General features: G+C 59.6%; 8 protein-coding genes. 6 read left to right on the forward strand and 2 right to left on the reverse strand.

What is annotated here, in order from left to right:
- The first annotated feature begins 343 nt into the window (after positions 1 to 343).
- Positions 344 to 694: a Gfo/Idh/MocA family oxidoreductase gene (locus J3R75_RS06850; protein ID WP_307260732.1), complete on the forward strand. Its 351-nt coding sequence runs from the start codon at positions 344 to 346 to the stop codon at positions 692 to 694.
- Positions 695 to 754: 60 nt separating this feature from the next.
- On the opposite strand, the gene J3R75_RS06855 is transcribed toward J3R75_RS06850, so the two are convergent.
- Positions 755 to 4,768, reverse strand: a complete 4,014-nt coding sequence (locus J3R75_RS06855; RefSeq protein ID WP_307260733.1) for a heparinase II/III family protein — start codon at positions 4,766 to 4,768, stop codon at positions 755 to 757.
- A 690-nt stretch (positions 4,769 to 5,458) separates the two neighbouring features.
- Between J3R75_RS06855 and J3R75_RS06860 the strand changes: the two genes are divergently transcribed.
- From J3R75_RS06860 to J3R75_RS06880, 5 genes are all read left to right on the forward strand, one after another.
- A complete protein-coding gene (locus tag J3R75_RS06860; protein WP_307260735.1) occupies positions 5,459 to 6,286 on the forward strand; it encodes an aminoglycoside 6-adenylyltransferase in 828 nt (275 codons plus the stop codon).
- 587 nt (positions 6,287 to 6,873) lie between these two features.
- The gene (locus tag J3R75_RS06865) at positions 6,874 to 7,212 is read left to right on the forward strand and encodes a hypothetical protein (RefSeq protein ID WP_307260736.1); all 339 of its coding nucleotides are present in this window, start codon (positions 6,874 to 6,876) and stop codon (positions 7,210 to 7,212) included.
- 50 nt (positions 7,213 to 7,262) lie between these two features.
- A complete protein-coding gene (locus J3R75_RS06870; RefSeq protein ID WP_307260737.1) occupies positions 7,263 to 8,543 on the forward strand; it encodes a TolC family protein in 1,281 nt (426 codons plus the stop codon).
- Positions 8,540 to 10,174 (forward strand): heavy metal-binding domain-containing protein, encoded by a 1,635-nt coding sequence (locus J3R75_RS06875; protein ID WP_307260738.1) that lies wholly within the window; start codon positions 8,540 to 8,542, stop codon positions 10,172 to 10,174. The genes J3R75_RS06870 and J3R75_RS06875 overlap by 4 nt, the downstream gene beginning before the upstream one ends.
- Before the next feature lie 12 nt (positions 10,175 to 10,186).
- Complete coding sequence (locus J3R75_RS06880) at positions 10,187 to 13,900, forward strand: efflux RND transporter permease subunit (protein WP_307260740.1); 3,714 nt, start codon at positions 10,187 to 10,189, stop codon at positions 13,898 to 13,900.
- A 960-nt stretch (positions 13,901 to 14,860) separates the two neighbouring features.
- Here the strand turns inward: J3R75_RS06880 and J3R75_RS06885 are convergent.
- Positions 14,861 to 16,219, reverse strand: coding sequence for a transposase (locus tag J3R75_RS06885; RefSeq protein WP_307259069.1), 1,359 nt, complete (start codon positions 16,217 to 16,219; stop codon positions 14,861 to 14,863).

A 16,219-nucleotide genomic window follows, 5' to 3' on the forward strand; every position in this document is an offset into this window, starting at 1 on the left:
ACGGTGCAGGTCTGCGGCCCATTGGCCCTTTCCTCCCCCTCGCAAAACCCCACCTATCCCTTTTCGGCTCAGCGCCTGGCGTCAATCGCTTCGCGTTTGCCGCCAGGCGCTGAGCGTCAGCAGCTGAGGGCTCGGACCGGGCTTTTCGCCGCTGTTTTCGCAGAAGTCATGGCTATTTTATGGCTAAAGAAAGGCGGAAAGCACGCTTACGGCACGCAAATATAGTTTTCGGATGACCTCTATCTACTTACCACAGCCCAGGAAAACGTGCTATTTGGGGATAATCCCCCACACGCAAGGCAGAAAAACCGTAGAAAATACGACTTCACCGGAGACCGCCCACATGGCAAACGTCTCATGGCTGCTTTTGGGAGCCGGCAATATCGCCAAAATCCGCGTCGGGGCAGCCTTGCGCGACGCCGCGGGATCCGAGTTGGCGGCGATCTGCAATCTCGATCGCTCCCGTGCCGAAGCCCTCGCCGCTCAGCTGCAACTGCCAGTGGCCTTCTATAGTGATTACGACCAGGCCCTGGACGAAAGCGGCGCCGAGGCAGTTTATGTGGCCACCCAGGTGCCAGCACACGTGCCGTGCTCACTAAAGGCCATGGCCGCCGGCAATACGGCCATCAACAAATGCGCGCCTCTTATCCGCAGAGGCGGCAAATTTCTTTATATCTTACAAAATCCGCGTTAATCGGCGACATCTGCGGAGAAAACATTCTGTGTATTTTGCGGATCCGGCTGGCCGGCGTCATTATGGGCGCGCGCCAAAGGCGAACGAGTCCAGATTGAGACTGTTACCGCAGTTGACGAAGCGTATCAGCTGCCGTCCTTGCCGCAGATGGAACAGGAACGGCCGGCCCTCTGCATCCGGCACCGTGGTCCATGCCCAGTTGTCCTGCCCCGAACTCCAACCGCCTGTTTCCGGAAAAGCCAGCTGGGTCAGATCGGCATGCGGACAGTACCCGTTGACCATAATCGCGCGCACGGCCGTAGGGCCTGACGAACAATGGCGGATATGCAGCGGATATGCACCATCAGCGGGAACCTCGACCGCGTATTCCAGCCAATGGCCGGTCTTATCCCAATTCAGAAAGGCGCGGCCGTCGGCAGCCGTCTTGGCATCGGTCACCGTGACCCGCCCGCCACCCTGGGCCGCAAAATTCTCCGCTTGCACCAGAATGGACAGCCCGGCCGGCGCCGCCGGCAAGGACGGCAGCACCCGCACCGGCAGCGACAGTACCCCGGCCGCAGCCTGCTGTTCCGCCGCGCGAATAGCGTGAACACTGTCGCCACCCCAGGTCAGCTCGTATTCCTGGCCGGCGGCCGCCGGCCACGCCAGCGTGCCGTCCGCGCCGCGCGTAAAGGCCACTAGCGACACCCGGGCGCCACGCCGATCCAGTGCGTGCAGCGACAGGCCTGCCGCCGGCACCAGCGCCAAGCTCAAAGCCACGTCAGTCGTCCGGTCCGTACTGACCACCAGCGCCTGCGCCGAGGCCGCCAGCACCGCCAGCGTCGCCGGCTCGCTAACACTCGCCGCGTAGCCGGGCCCGGCAACACGGCGGCCATGAATCAGCAGGAGCCGAAAAGACGCCCCCGTCCCGCCGGCGACTGCGGCCTGACCATCTGTTTCCAGCTGCACCGGTCCGCCCTGGTCATCGGCAAAAGCCTGCATGGCCTGCCCGGGAGCATCGCTGTGCAGCCACGCATACGCGTCTGCCGCCCCGACCTCAATCCTAGCGGCCTGCGCTTCCGGACTGCACGCCATGGACACGCAACGGGTCTCGCGGGTTTCGGTGGCCGGGAACGGCTGCACGACCGTCACCACGTCTGACCGACCCTGCCATGGTTGACGGAAGATCGCGGTCGGCACCGCCGACATCGGTATGCCCTTCTGCCGGTTCCGCCTGACGTTGGCCGACCATCCCTGTGCCGGCGGCTCCATCTTGCCCGTCACGATCTCCACCGCCAGCTCGGGTTGCGGCCGAGCGGCCAGGCGCAAACCGGCCTTGTCCTTGTTCGTTGCCAAAATCGCCACCCCGCCGTCGTCGTCGACGGCGGCCGTCTCCGCGTCAATGTGATACAGGACTTCCGCCGTGTGCGGCTCCTGGTCGGTCGCGAACAGCGTGTCATGAACGACCCACAGCCCGGGCTTGATGAACAGCACGGCGCGCCGATGCTGCACTGTGTCCAAGACCCTGGTCGCGTTCGTCGCCGGGTTCTGACTGTCGACATACTCGCGCCAGCGGCCCTTCCACCAGCCCTGGCAATAATCAACGCCCGGCGACGAGTGCCACAGCGTGTCGCTGCCCGCAGGCCGGTCGCCCGCCCACGGCAGCGGCCAGACCTTGGCTGCCATGGCATTCTCGCCAAACTGGTCCATGCCGTCAACCAGCACCGTGTTGTGCGCACGCGTCAGCAGCTGGTAGGCCCGCCAGCGCGATTTGTCGTACATGGTCACCCCGCCATCCACCAGCAGCTGCTGCCCGTAAGCCGCCAGCGCCAGAGTCAGCTTATCCTGGTGAATATGCCCCCGGCCCTGCAGTCCGGCGTCCATGTGCAGGACATTGGCCTGAGGATGCCAGCCAGAGCGCATGACATAATGCCCGACCCACTCCTGGCCAAACGAATCCGTCACCGGCGGCTCGCCGGCCTGGCCATCCGTGGCCGCGAACAGGAACTCGGGGCGCTTGAACAGGCGATAGCCGTCCATAAGCTGACGCCTGACGTTGCTGTTGCCGGCGTCATTGAGCGCAAAAGCCACTGCGCCCGGCATGACATTGGCCATCAGATAGACATACATCTTCTCCAAGCGGGAAGCATAATCTGACGGCAGTTCATGTTCCATGCCGTTGAGAACGGCCGCATCATACAAATCGGTAAATTCCCGCAGCGTCCAGTTGCTGTAGCCCAGGGCCAGCTCAAACTGCAGGCCGTCCGGATACACCTCCTCCTGCAACTGCCGGTACAGGCTATCAATGCCGTACTGACGCCAGGCTGCGGCCTCCTTGAACTCTGGAAGCAACAGGCCGGTGACGTATACGCCCCACGCCTCCGCCGTCAGCCAGTTGCCGGTCGATGGCCAGCGCAGCAGATGCCGGGCCTGCTCCACCTGCGATTTCATGATGTTGATGATGATATCATCGGTGAATGCCTCCGCCTCAAGGCAATGCGCCAGGGCATTGGGCCAGCTCGCATGCAGGCGAATGCCCGTATTGAGCGTCTCCCAGGCATGATGATAGGGGCTATTCCCGGATTGCAGCAACAGCACCGGGTTGTCTTCGATCCAGCCGTTCATCTGCTCGGCCAGCTCGGCCGCGTACTTTTCCTCCCCAGTCTCCCACCAGGCCCTGGTCAGATGCTCGAAGTGAAAATGACGGTTGAGCTGGGCGTTCCATTCAATGGTGCGCGACTCGCCGTCACTCATGGCGTTGGCCGACCAGTCAATTCGCTCGCCAAACGCATAGGGATGATCACGAAAACTGCCAATCGTAAATGTCCGGCTGAGAATCTCGTCGGCACGGGCGGTGTTAGGCGCCGCCGACATGACTTTGACGACCAGCCGGCCGCATTCCACCGCCGGAGCATGCACCCACAGCGCCACGGTTTCATAGCCGGACCAGTCCGCCGGATAACGCCGGCACACGACGTCCGGATTCATGTCCGGAAACCACCATTTGCCGGTAGCCGTACCGGCCCGGATGAACTCGCGGTCCTGAAACACCTGGTCCCAGCCCGTCTGAATGGCGTCGAAATCTCCCACCAGGCGCTGCCCGGCCGGGCCGTTCAGCGACACATCGTCAAGATGCAACGCCGTCCCAGCGGGCAAATTCACGGGCGCGTCCCAGCTCAGGTGCAGTCCGCTGACCACCCCCCAGCCCAGCGGCCGGCCCACGGCCTGAAAATCCTCCAGGCGGAGTTCCACGCGCTTCCAGCCGGTCCAGTCCAGGGTAACTGTCGACTGATAACGTCCGCCCGCCCCGGGAACCGCCCGGAGCGTCTGCGGTGGCAGGCCCCGCCCAGGACGATCTCGGGGATCAACCAGCCAGCGCGGCTCGCGCCGCGTCCGCAGATGCTCACTCAGGGCGTGCCGCGCCGCCGCATAGTCGCCGCCCGCCAGCGCCGCCTTGACCCCGGATAGCTCAGGATGACCCGTGTCCACTAGCGCGAAAAATTCCTCGTCCGACAAACGCGGCCCGCGAACGTTGACGATGCTAAAATCCTTGACCAGCCGAAGATCACTGATGGTAACGACGTTGTCCGCGTCCGGCGGATTGTTCCCGATCCAATCGCGGTGGAAATCCACGCCGTCAATTTGGTCCAGTCCGCGTGGCGAACGAACCCGGCTCAGCTCCGCCAACGGCAACACCAGCTCGTGCGTGCCGGAGAAACGCGCTGGCAACGCGAACGAAAAGTAGTCCGGCCCGGGCATGTCCCGATTCTCAGACCTGATGATAAGCGAATAGCGCCCGGCTAGCGGCTGCCGGCAGGACACGGTCAGGGCCAACGCGTGATAGGCGCTCCAGTCCGCAGGCACGCGCTGCAAAGCCACCCGCGATTGGTCGCGAAAAACATGCACAAGGGTATCCCGACCGTCAATCGCCTGCAACGCCCCGGCCGGCACAACCCCCGCCGCCCGCAAGTCGAAAAGCAGCTGCCCGTCACCTGCGCTCGCCTGCCCCGCTGTATTCGCCTGCGCGACCGCGGCCAACCCCACCAGCCAAGTTGCAGTCATCATGACCATCAACGCCTTTCGCTTGCCAATCATGCGATCACTTCTCCTGTCCGGCTTTTGCCTTGCCATCTATCCGCTGATTATGCCGAAGCAGCAGAATTGATTAAGTATAGTGGACCCCATAAATAGGACAAGGCGATAAAAGAAGATGCACTGAAAGTTGGGCTCGGGCCCCTTGGGGACGCCAGCGTCCAATCGGTCCCCAATCAGTCCAACCGGTCCCCGAGCGTCCCCAGCCTCCAATCGGGTTCCAACTAGTGCCACCTGCCAGATATCATGGCCAACGGCTTGTGGCAGGTGATTCCAAGCCGACTTTAGGCTCGGATGGGCGGCGGAAGAAGCCGTGCTCATCAAGAGAGTTCCCGCAGCCGCCAGTTCAATGCCAGCCTGCGCCTGGAACCCAGGTCAGTGTGCTGGCTTGAGCTTCAATTACTGGTCCGAGTGTTCTGCCCATCGGTGAATCGAAATTTTGGCATCATGCCTTAACCGCGATTACATTCTGTCAATCGCCCAGCCGCAGGGAACACCCGAATGCTATAATTGAAGTACCAGACCCATCGCATAGTCCAAGCGTTCACCCGTCACTTTCAAGATAGCGAGCCCATCTCGTTCATCTGTGCGGAGCGGCGAGAGTCGCCGCCGATTCCGTCCACAAGCCTCTGATTGACACCGACAAGGAAACGGCCTTCGTATTGCAGTCGCCATCCGGCAAGGAGGTATTACATGCACCCTTTTCTGCTTGCAGCGCTGGCCGCCGCCGAAGCCCATTTCCGGGCGGACGCGCGCTGTGTCGGCATGTACCTGCACGGTTCCATCGGCCGCGGAGACACGGATGCCTATTCGGACATCGATGTCTGCGCCGTGATTGAAGACGCGCACTACCCAGCCGTGAAAGCCGAGATGCGGGAGCTTTGCGGCAAGCTGTTCGGCCCAATTGTCGCCTGGCTCCCAGAAGGAGAGCGCCCCAACTACTGCAATTACGCCTTCCTCTTCAAGAACGGCGACGACTTGCTGCTCACGGATTTCGACATCATCTCCCGCTCCCTCTTCGTCGAGCGCAACCAGCCGCCCGACCGCGTCCTCTGGGACCGCACCGGTATACTGCACGAGGTGGCGGCAAAGGTCCACCCCAAGACCACCGTGGCTGCGGAGCGCGTGCTGCGCTTGATCGACACTTTCTGGGTCTATGCCTACCTCGATGGCAAATACTGGTGCCGCCAGGACCTGTACAAGCTGCTTTACGTCCAGGAAACGCTCCTCCGGACGCATGCCCGGGTGCTCAATCTTCTCCACCGCGAAAGCGAAGGCTCATGGTGGGCCGGCGACATGGCCAAGCTGCCTGCCCGGGACCAGCGGCGGATGCGCGTCTATTTCTCGGCGGCGACCCCGGCCGCCGTGGCCCGCTCCCTCGCCCGATCGCTGGATGCCTTCGCAGAGGATGCGCGCCTGCTGTGCCAGCAACTACATGTGCCCTACCCCGCGGAGCGCGAAACCGCCGTGCGCAAGCACCTGCACGCGCTGGGATTGCCGAAGCCCACCCGGAAAGTATAGTGGCCCCAAAAATTGGCCAAAGCCATATGTGAAGAAGTCATTAACCATTGCCCCCCCAGAAGGCCCCACAAATTAGCCAGAAGAAGCGACTTATCGCACCCTGGTTCAAAGCCAAAGTGGCCATGCCACGCCCAGAGAGGAAATGACCATGGCTGAGCTTGCCAACGAGTAAGGCGTCCCCCCACGAACCAGATCAGTCAATCGCGAGAGCAAAAACACACTTCCCCAGCTGAGGTCTATATTAGCAACGCTAAAGGCCGACACCTGGACAAGGAGTCCACAATAAGCGAAGCAGCTACACAAAGAGGTTGGTAGTCTTCACACCGAGCCGGTCTGGGTAATAAAAGTCAATGCAGCAGATCTTGTCCGTCTTGGCGCTGCTCAGCCGCTCTTCTGCGGAGATCCCGCCGGCGGCTTCGCGGCTAAATGCCTCCGCTAGTCCATGCGTCCACTGCTATTTTCATGTTTATTCGTCCTTGTCATTGGGTCCCTTTCACCCTTCTGCCGGCTATAGGAACATGGGCTCAGCAATTTTGGACCAGAAGAGCTGGCCCTCACATCAGATGATAAAAAGGAGTTGAACGACAATGAAAATCAGAGCCATCACCGCAATCGTGATCAGCGCTGCGTCGTGCTTGATGACCAATGGGTGTGGGAAACCGACGCCGAAGCAAACCGACGAACAGCCGGCCAGTCAGACCGCCGCGGCGCCGGTATTGCTCAAACAGACACAATGTCCGGTCATGGGGGGGGATATCAATAAGGACATTTATGTGGATGTCGAAGGCAAGCGGATCTATCTTTGCTGCAAAGGCTGCGAGGAAGCAGTCAAGAAAGAACCATTGAAGTATATACAGCAGATGACGGCAGCCGGCATTGCTTTGGAGTCTGCCCCGACGGCACCTCAGTCTGACGCCGACCAGTAGGGCATCCTAAAAAGCGTGTGCAGTCGTTGTCGCCTATCAGGAGAGCTGATGTGAAAAGGATAATAGCGTATATCATCCTGTCCGGCACGATATGCTGCATCGCGGGTGACAAGACGCCGTCGTCGCCCGCGCCGGAAGTCGGGCTGAGTCTCAGTCAGGCAGTACGGACCGTACTGGCCGTCCACCCGGAACTGGAGGCGCTGCGCCTGCAGGCCGAGGCGGTTGGTGAAGAGAGGGAACAGGCGATGACGCCGCCAGAACCCATGTTATCCTTCGGCCTAATGGACATGACGAATGCAGGCAGTGACTGGACTGATGCCGCCGAGAAACGGGTCACCCTCGAACAGAAAATTCCCTGGTACGGCAAGCGTGAACTGCGTCGGCAGATCGCCGACCGGAAGTACGAAGGCGCCGGTCATGCACTCGCCGCCCAGGCATTGCGGCTGCAACGCGAAACCAAAGAGGCATTCCACAGTCTGTATGCCATTCGTCGCACCCTTGCCGTCACCCGTGCCGATGAGCAGGTTATACAGCGCATTGCCGATCTGGCGGAGGCCCTCTATGCGACCGGCAAACGTTCGCAAAATGATTTTATCAGAGCGGAGGCGGAAAAAACGGTTCTGCGGCAGTCCCTCATAGAGCTTGATGCCCAGGAAGCTGTGCTGGGCGCTACGCTGAATGTGCTGATGAACCGGCCCCCGGAGCATCCTGTCGAGACCTTGTTACCGCCGCCAGAGTGGCCAGCCCTGGATGCATGGTCGTCAGATTTGCGCGAGGCGGCCGAAACTCGTCCGAACGTTCTGACTGCACTTGCCAGAAGTGCCATGTATGGACAGCAGGCCGAACTTGCGCAAAAGGAATTCTGGCCCGATCCGATTGTGAGCGTGGAATACCGTGGCAACCGATCGGGTGAGGATATGCTGATGCTGATGGTCGGCTTTGATTTGCCGGTCTGGCGCTCCAGTCTGCGTGCAGGCGTGCGGCAAGCAAAACTGCTGCGCCAGGCGAATCTGGCAGAAGCCCGAGTCGCCGCGCAGGAAAACGCCCTGCGGATTGAGACGGCGCGGATTGCCCTCCAGGCTGCGCAGCGAAGCCTTGAACTCTATATCAATGAATTGTTGCCGCAGGCAGATGCGGGTTTCCAAGCAAGCGAGGCTGGTTATCGCAACGGGCAGGTCACTTTCACCGAATTGCTTGAGCAACACCGGATACTACTGGCAACCAGACTCAAAATCATCGCCACTAAAGGGGAAATAGGCAGACAGACGGCGCGCTTGGAAGAGGCCACGGACGTCATCGCAATCGGCGAAAATGGAGAGCGACGACCATGAAGAAGAAAAAAATCATATCCACCCTTGTGCTGCTTGTCTTCCTCGTCGCCGTCGCCCTTGCCGGGTATCTGACCGGTCGGAATGACTTTTTGAGGCGATTGTCAGAAAGCCCAGTCACCGGCTCCCCGGTCCTGGCCGCTCCCCAAGTCTGGATCTGCTCCATGCACCCGCAAATTCGCTTGAGCGGACCGGGGCGTTGCCCGATTTGCGAGATGCCGCTGATTCCGTCCGATTCCTCCGCCCAGGATTCGGGAGAGATTCCGTCCCTTCAGCTGAGCGCGCAGGCATTGGCGATGGCCCGAGTGGAAACAACGCCGGTAGAACGCCGAGAGCTGACGCACGCCCTCCGGGCAGTCGGTAAAATCAGCTATAACGAGTCGTCGCTGGCCACAGTAACTGCAAGGGTCAATGGCTATGCGGAAAGACTCTTCGTCGATCTGACCGGCATTGAGATCAAGGCGGGCGATCATTTGCTGGAAATCTACAGTCCGGAATTGATCACTGCCCAGCAGGAGATGCTGATTGCCCTGGGAACGGCAAATCAACGCCTGGGGAGTTCTCTCGTCGAGTCGTCCCGCCATAAACTGCGGCGTTGGGGGCTGACCGAGGAGCAAATTGACTCCCTTGCCACAAAAAAGCAGATTGCCGAGCGGGTAACCATCTATTCGCCGATAACGGGAACGGTTCTGGCTAAAATGGTGGTGAAAAACAGCTCTTTCAGGGAGGGCGACGTCCTCTACCGGGTCGCCAATCTTGATGTCGTCTGGGCTTATGTCGACGTATATGAATACGATCTACCCTGGATACGCTACGGCCAGACGGTAAAATTGACGGCGGAAGCCCTCCCCGGCCAGGAGTATGCGGGGCGGGTGTCCTTTGTGTTGCCGGTAGTAAATGAGTTGACGCGGACGATCCAGGTGCCCGTCTATATTGTCAATCCCGACCATGCCCTCAAGCCAGGCATGTTTGTCAGTGTCACCATCCAGTCGCTGCTGCAGGCCGATGGGCAGGCAGCGCCGACCGGCGTCGAAGGGCAGTTCACCTGTCCGATGCACCCACAGGTACTGAACCGGAGCGAGGGCGAGTGCCCGCACTGCGGGATGTCATTGGTCTTGATTCCCGGTGCCGCCAAGGCCCCAGCGGAGCCGACAGCGGCTCGCGACAAACCCAAATACGCCTGCCCCATGGGCTGCGAAGGAGACAAAACCTATTCCGAGCAGGGTAATTGCCCGGTCTGCGAGATGAAGCTGACGGCCGTGAAATCCCCATCGTCGCTTAGCTCCGGCGGCCTGCTTGTCATCCCGGCTAGTGCCGTGCTGGACTGCGGCAGCCGTCAGCTGGTTTATGTCGAAAAAAAACACGGTTTATTCGAGTCGCGGGAGGTCGTGCTGGGACCACGGGCCGAGGGCTTCTATCCCATTCTGCGCGGCTTGACCGAGGGAGAACGGGTGGTGACCCGAGGAGGCTTCCTGATCGACAGCCAATTTCAAATCAGCGGACGGCCCAGCCTGCTTTATCCGGGCGGCTTGACCGGCGATCTCCCGACGGGGCCAAAGCCGGGAGCAAATACCGGCATGGGCGGTGTGTCCGACCATCCGGCCGCCGAGCCAGCTCACCACGAGCATAAATAGGAGGAACCGGCCATGGTCAACGCCGTAATCCGCTGGTGCCTGACGCACCCGTTGGCGATGACAATAGCGCTGCTTGCCCTGCTTGGGGGCGGCTATTATGCGCTCAAACACACCCGGGTTGATGCCATTCCTGACATTGGCGAAAAACAGGTCATCGTCTATGCAGACTGGCCCGGCCGCAGCCCGCAGGATGTGGATGACAAGGTGACCTTTCCTCTCGCCACCAGTCTGACCGGCACTCCGGGCGTCAAGACCATCCGCTCCATGTCTGGTTTCGGTTTTGCCATGGTCTATGTGATCATTGATGATCGGGTTGACTACTATTGGGCCCGGTCTCGGATACTCGAACGGCTGAACATCGCCCGCTCACGGTTGCCGGCCGATGTCATCCCGGAGCTCGGACCCGACGCAACCGCACTGGGACAGATTTTCTGGTACACCCTGGAAGGTGAGGGATTTGATCTGGAGGAACTGCGTTCGCTGCAGGATTGGTATGTTCGCTATCAGCTTAATGCCGTCCCCGGCGTCAGCGAGGTCGCCAGCGTGGGAGGATTTGTCAGACAATATCAGATTGATCTGCATCCCGATCGTCTCCGCGCCCATAACGTCACTCTCATGGATGTCTATAATGCGGTCTCCCGCAGCAACGTCGATGTCGGCGCCAAAGCAATTGAACACAATGGCGTCGAGTCATTCATCCGCGGCGTCGGTTTTATCAAAAGTCTCGATGACATTGAAAAAATCGTCATTCGACAGCAGGAAGGCACGCCGTTGACGGTGCGAAACGTCGCCACAGTGCAGCTCGGCGGCGACTTTCGCCGCGGCGCTCTGGACAAGGCGGGCATGGAAACGGTCGGGGGCGTCGTCAGCATGCGCTACGGCGAAAATCCTAAGGAGGTGGTAGAACGGCTGAAACAGAAGATTGCCCAGCTCGCGCCGGGACTGCCCAGCCGTTTATTGGCGGACGGGCGCCGCTCCGGGGTGCGTCTCGTCCCGTTCTATGACCGCTCCGACATCGTCAGCCAGACCATTCAGACGCTGAAAGGAGCCTTGGGCGAAGAGCTTCTCCTAGCCAGCCTGGTGATCCTATTTTTCCTGCTGCATCTGCGCACGACGCTGACGATATTATCGACGCTGCCCTTGGCGGTGGCCCTGACCTTTATTCTCATGAAGTTCTTCGGTATCGACAGCAATATCATGTCCCTGGCAGGCCTAGGCATCGCCATCGGCGATGTGGCCGATATTGGCATCATCATGTCGGAAAACATCTACCGCCATGTCGCCTCAGCTACGGACGAGGAAAAACAGGGCAAAGGCTATTTCAAACTCGTCTATAATGGCGCAACCGAAGTCGGCGGAGCCATTGTCACCGCTGTTTCCAATACCATCGTGTCCTTCCTACCGGTATTTTTTCTGACGGCTCAGGAAGGCAAGCTGTTCCGGCCGCTTGCCTTCACCAAGACCTTTGCCATTGGCTCATCGGTGGTGCTAGCCGTGACGGTGGTTCCTTTTCTCTGCTACCTGCTTTTCCGCCCCGTCAAACTGCGAAACAGGCTGGTCTGGGGAGGATCCGCCCTTATCGGTTTGGCCGTGATGGTCATTGTCCGGGCCGCCTTTGTCTTCGGCCTGGGAGTGACCAGTCAGGGCTGGCTGATTGCCGCAGTCACCGGCGTCGGAGTGGCGCTCTGCTGCGTGCGGATGACTCGGGAAAAATTTGTGCCGTTGGAACGGAATCGTGTTTCACGGGGAATTAACCGTATTTACGTTCCGGCGCTGACCTGGATTCTTGATCATAAAAAAACTTTTCTGATCCTGCCCTTTCTGCTTTTGGCCTGCGGGCTTAGCGTCTGGCTCGGCATCGGCCGCACCCTCTATCCCCTGGAATGGCTGGTGAATCTGGCGTCCCGCGAACTGGCCTCGCCGGGATTGTGCACGGTTATGCAGGTGCCCGCCAATGCTGGAATCAAGCGACCGCTGCTGGAATTGTCCCACCTGGCCTTGGAACAGGTCGCTGACGGCAGCGGTCGCCAGCGAGGACGCCTGCTCTGGCGGCGCCAGGACCCCAGTGAGCAGGCAGCCGAAAAAGCGGCTGGACTAATGTCACTGAATCGGCGGCGCATTCTGCCTGGCATCGGACGGGAGTTTTTCCCGCCTTTGGATGAGGGGTCATTTCTGTACATGCCATCGCTGCTGCCCCAGGCTTCGCTGGCGCAGGCAATTGAGGTCAACAGCATGCAAGACCGGGCGATAGCCCAGGTTGCGGAAGTCGAGTCGGTGGTAGGCAAGGTGGGGCGAGTGGAGTCGGCGCTAGATCCGGCGCCGATCGGCATGATCGAAAGCATCATTATCCTCAAGCCGGAAACGGAGTGGCGCCGCCTGCCGGTCCGGCGTTTCTTCTCCAGCTGGCCGGACTTTTGCAGAGTGCCTCTTGCCCGGCTGTGGCCGGAATCCCGGAGGATTCATAAAAGCGAGATTCTGGAAGAGTTGCAGCAGGTCACAGCCATTCCCGGCGTTCTGCCGACCTTCTTGCAACCGATTCAAACCCGGCTGATCATGCTGCAAACCGGACTCAGGGCCATGATGGGCATCAAAATCTACGGCTCTGACCTGCGTGAAATTGAGCGCGTTGGGCTGCAGATGGAACAGCTTCTGCAAACGGTGCCGGGAGCAGTCGATATCGTTGCCGACCGCATTGTCGGCAAACCCTATCTGCAGTTGGAGATTGACCGGGAACGGATCGGACGCTACGGCGTGAATATCCGCGATGTGCAGGATGTCATTGAAATGGCACTGGGCGGCGTCAATCTGATGGAAACAGTCGAAGGACGCGAACGCTACCCGATCCGAATCCGGCTGGCGCGCGACTTTCGCGAAGATGCAGAAGCGATCAGCCGCATCAGCGTGCCGACAGCCACCGGCGCACAGGTTCCCATGGCGCAACTGGCGACCATCACGACCGTTCTCGGTCCCCAGGAGATCAAGAGTGAAAAAGGCCTGCTGGTTGGCTATGTCACGCTGAATACGCGCGAACGCGACGAAGTATCAGTCGTCAATGAGGGCGAAGCGTTGCTCCGGCAGGCTCTGAAAGATGGCCGTCTGCAGATGCCACCGGGGTATTACTGGGAATGGTCAGGACAGTTTGAAAACCAGGTGCGGGCCATGAAGCGACTAAAAATACTGGTTCCCTTGACGCTGCTGATCATGTTCGGCATGCTGGTTATGGGATTCAAACGATGGTGGATCGCACCGATCATCTTTTTCGGAATCCTGGTGTCAGCCAGTGGTGGTTTTATGATGCTGGCACTCTGGGACTACAACCTGTCCGTTGCAGTCTGGGTGGGCTTTCTCGTGCTCTTCGGCGTTGTCGATGACGACGGCGTGATGATTGCCACTTATCTCGAATCCGTGTTCAAGGACAGGCAGTTCGCGTCCGTACAGGAGATTCGTGCCGCAGTCATTGACGCCGGACTGAAGCGCATCCGTCCCTGCTTGATGACCACAGCGACAACGGTCTTCGGGTTGCTGCCAATCTTCTGGGCGACCGGACGCGGCTCAGACGTCATGCAACCGATGGCAATACCCTCTGTCGGCGGTATGGCGGTCAGCATAATCACCCTTTTTATCGTACCGTGCCTTTTCAGCGCCGTGGAAGAGTGGAAATGGAAACGCCGGCATACGACTATGAGCGAATTGCCGGCGGTAGCAAGCTTGCCAAGCTCTGACTGAAAATGTATCGCCCGGCCAAGAACGCACAGCACAATGAAGCTATAGCGGACCCCAAAAATAGGTCAAGGCAAAAAGTGAAGATGGACTGAAAATCGGGCGCGGGACCCGTAGTCCAATCCATGGGACCATGCCTTATGAGTCGTGAGTCCTCACCCCAACGCCGCGCTTAGCGGTCCCCAGCGTCAAGACGTCACCCTTGCGATTGGTCCAGGCGACCGCAAGCGGCCGCCTCCACGGAACCGTCCCAATCACCTTGGTGCCAGTCCCAAGCGTCCCAAAGCCTCCAGAGCGTCAAGACGTCCCCAAGAGTCCAAGGCGTCCAACGAGTCATTCTCCAGCGTCCCGAGCGTCCCCGTAGTCCAATCCATGGGACCATGTATGAGTCGTGAGTCCTCACCCCAACGCCGCGCTATCTGGTCCAAGCGGATAAAAAAATCACTTGAGGTAGAAGGCCGCAAGGGGGCGGCAGCCGCGTTGGGCCATGAGGTCGTCCCAGTGGCCGGGCAGGTCAATTTGGCGCTTCGGCCGCTTCGCGGCGGTGAAACGCCAACCCGAGCAAGTGCCGGCGCTTGCCGGCGAATGGTGTAGGGGCGGACCTATGTGTCCGCTCGCGTGAGTGCCGGCGAATGCCGGCGAATGGTGTAGGGGCGGACCTATGTGTCCGCCCGCGTGAGTGCCGGCGCTTGCCGGCGAATGGTGTAGGGGCGGACCTATGTGTCCGCCCCAGCCACCGCCAGATCGAGTGCCGGCGAGTGCCGTCTTTGAGCGCTGAAGGCGCTTGCCCTGGGCTAAGGCACCACCCGAATTGAGCCATGAGGGGCGACCTATAAACAGCTCCGGGGGCGTAACGTAAACGACGGCGAAGACGTTTCATCGGGTTCCATTGCCTCTTTGGCCGCAGTCAGCTTCGCCGACTGCGGCCAAAGAGGCCCTGGACTTTGGACAATCTTGCACGGACTCCTACGCAACGTCCGGTGCTGATTTTTTTCCCTCCGCCAGCTCGCTTTGCATTAAACGCACCAGATCGCGCAGGGATGGACGGGTGACCGGGTCGTTTCGCCACCGTTCTCGCGTTGGGAATGCCTCGTTTCGCTTGTCATCGTAGAGTCGTATGCTTGCCAGAAGCAAAGCGGCATAGCAAGCCGAGATGAAAGCGGGCACTTTAGCTACTGAATCTTTGTTCCACACCTGGGCTTTGCCAATGCCAAGTATTGCTTTCTGGTCTCGAAAGCTGACTTCGATCTCCCAGCGAAGCAAGTAAGCCCTTATAGCCTGTTCGATCGTGATCTTGTTTATGGCACCGGTTACGACCAGGAAGGCAGGCTGCCGATAGAGAGTGCGCCCATTCTTGGTCAGACGATAGGGAAAAGGCTTAATGACTATGAGATTACAGGGCTGATCGTGGGTCGCACCCGGCCACCTGACGTTTTGGACGCACTTGTAATGCACGGCAAGTTTACGTCCGTGCTTGAATACCTCCATGGTCCGCGTTTCGTAGTTGTCGCTGGCAAGAATATCCTTGGGTGAAGGCAGACGTTGGCCGTACTTGCGATTGCCTTTGCGTTGTTCGGGGCAAAGAGGCTCGACAAAGACCGTGTCCTTCCTCGCTCGCGCGACGATCACGGTGTTGTGAGGAGGATCAGTCAGGAAACAGCTGTTGGCAAAACTGCCGTCGGCGCTTTGGATAAGGACACGGTCGTAACCGCCAGGTATTGCGTCGATTGCCCCACGAAGGGAAAAAAGCTGCTGGCGACCGCGCACACTCATGTTGTGCTTTTTCTTCTCTTCCTTCAGTATCTGTTCCTCCTCCGGACTTGTCACTTTTCCAGCCTTGACCGGTGGTGCGTGTCTGAACGCCACGGGTACGGCTCGACTGGAGTTGGGATCAGAGCCGTGGCACATGATGGTCGTTTCCAGATAGCGCTGGCCAATGACCAGATTGACATGAAACGGGGGGCTGATAGGGTCCCGGGCGTAAGCAGTACCGGGGATTTTTTTGCCGGTCTTGCGCACGAGCGTATCGTCGATGGCGGAAATGATGGGGTCGTAGACTGGGCAGAGACTGACGGCCTCCTGGATAATGGGCCCGAATATGCCTTCACAGTCCCATTTACTCCGGGAGAAAAGTTTATAGAACGCGCTCCAGTGGAACACCATATCTAGAAAGTTAATGGCGCTGGTTATGGTTTTTGGATGACTGGCGCCCAAAAGGCCGATGCCTATCGTGACAAATCGCTTTCGTGACCGAACATCCTTGATGCCCACGCTCAGAGTCGCCAAAAAGGCACGCAACCACACAAGCAGCGATTTGTTTTCCAT

The organism is Oligosphaera ethanolica, assembly GCF_030814695.1.
GTDB lineage: Bacteria > Verrucomicrobiota > Lentisphaeria > Oligosphaerales > Oligosphaeraceae > Oligosphaera > Oligosphaera ethanolica.

Excerpts from the sequence above, each read along its gene's own strand:
- J3R75_RS06850 (WP_307260732.1), top strand. The coding sequence starts at position 344 with ATGGCAAACGTCTCATGGCTGCTTTTGGGAGCCGGCAATATCGCCAAA.
- J3R75_RS06855 (WP_307260733.1), bottom strand. The coding sequence starts at position 4,768 with ATGATTGGCAAGCGAAAGGCGTTGATGGTCATGATGACTGCAACTTGG.
- J3R75_RS06860 (WP_307260735.1), top strand. The coding sequence starts at position 5,459 with ATGCACCCTTTTCTGCTTGCAGCGCTGGCCGCCGCCGAAGCCCATTTC.
- J3R75_RS06865 (WP_307260736.1), top strand. The coding sequence starts at position 6,874 with ATGAAAATCAGAGCCATCACCGCAATCGTGATCAGCGCTGCGTCGTGC.
- J3R75_RS06875 (WP_307260738.1), top strand. The coding sequence starts at position 8,540 with ATGAAGAAGAAAAAAATCATATCCACCCTTGTGCTGCTTGTCTTCCTC.
- J3R75_RS06880 (WP_307260740.1), top strand. The coding sequence starts at position 10,187 with ATGGTCAACGCCGTAATCCGCTGGTGCCTGACGCACCCGTTGGCGATG.
- J3R75_RS06885 (WP_307259069.1), bottom strand. The coding sequence starts at position 16,219 with ATGGAAAACAAATCGCTGCTTGTGTGGTTGCGTGCCTTTTTGGCGACT.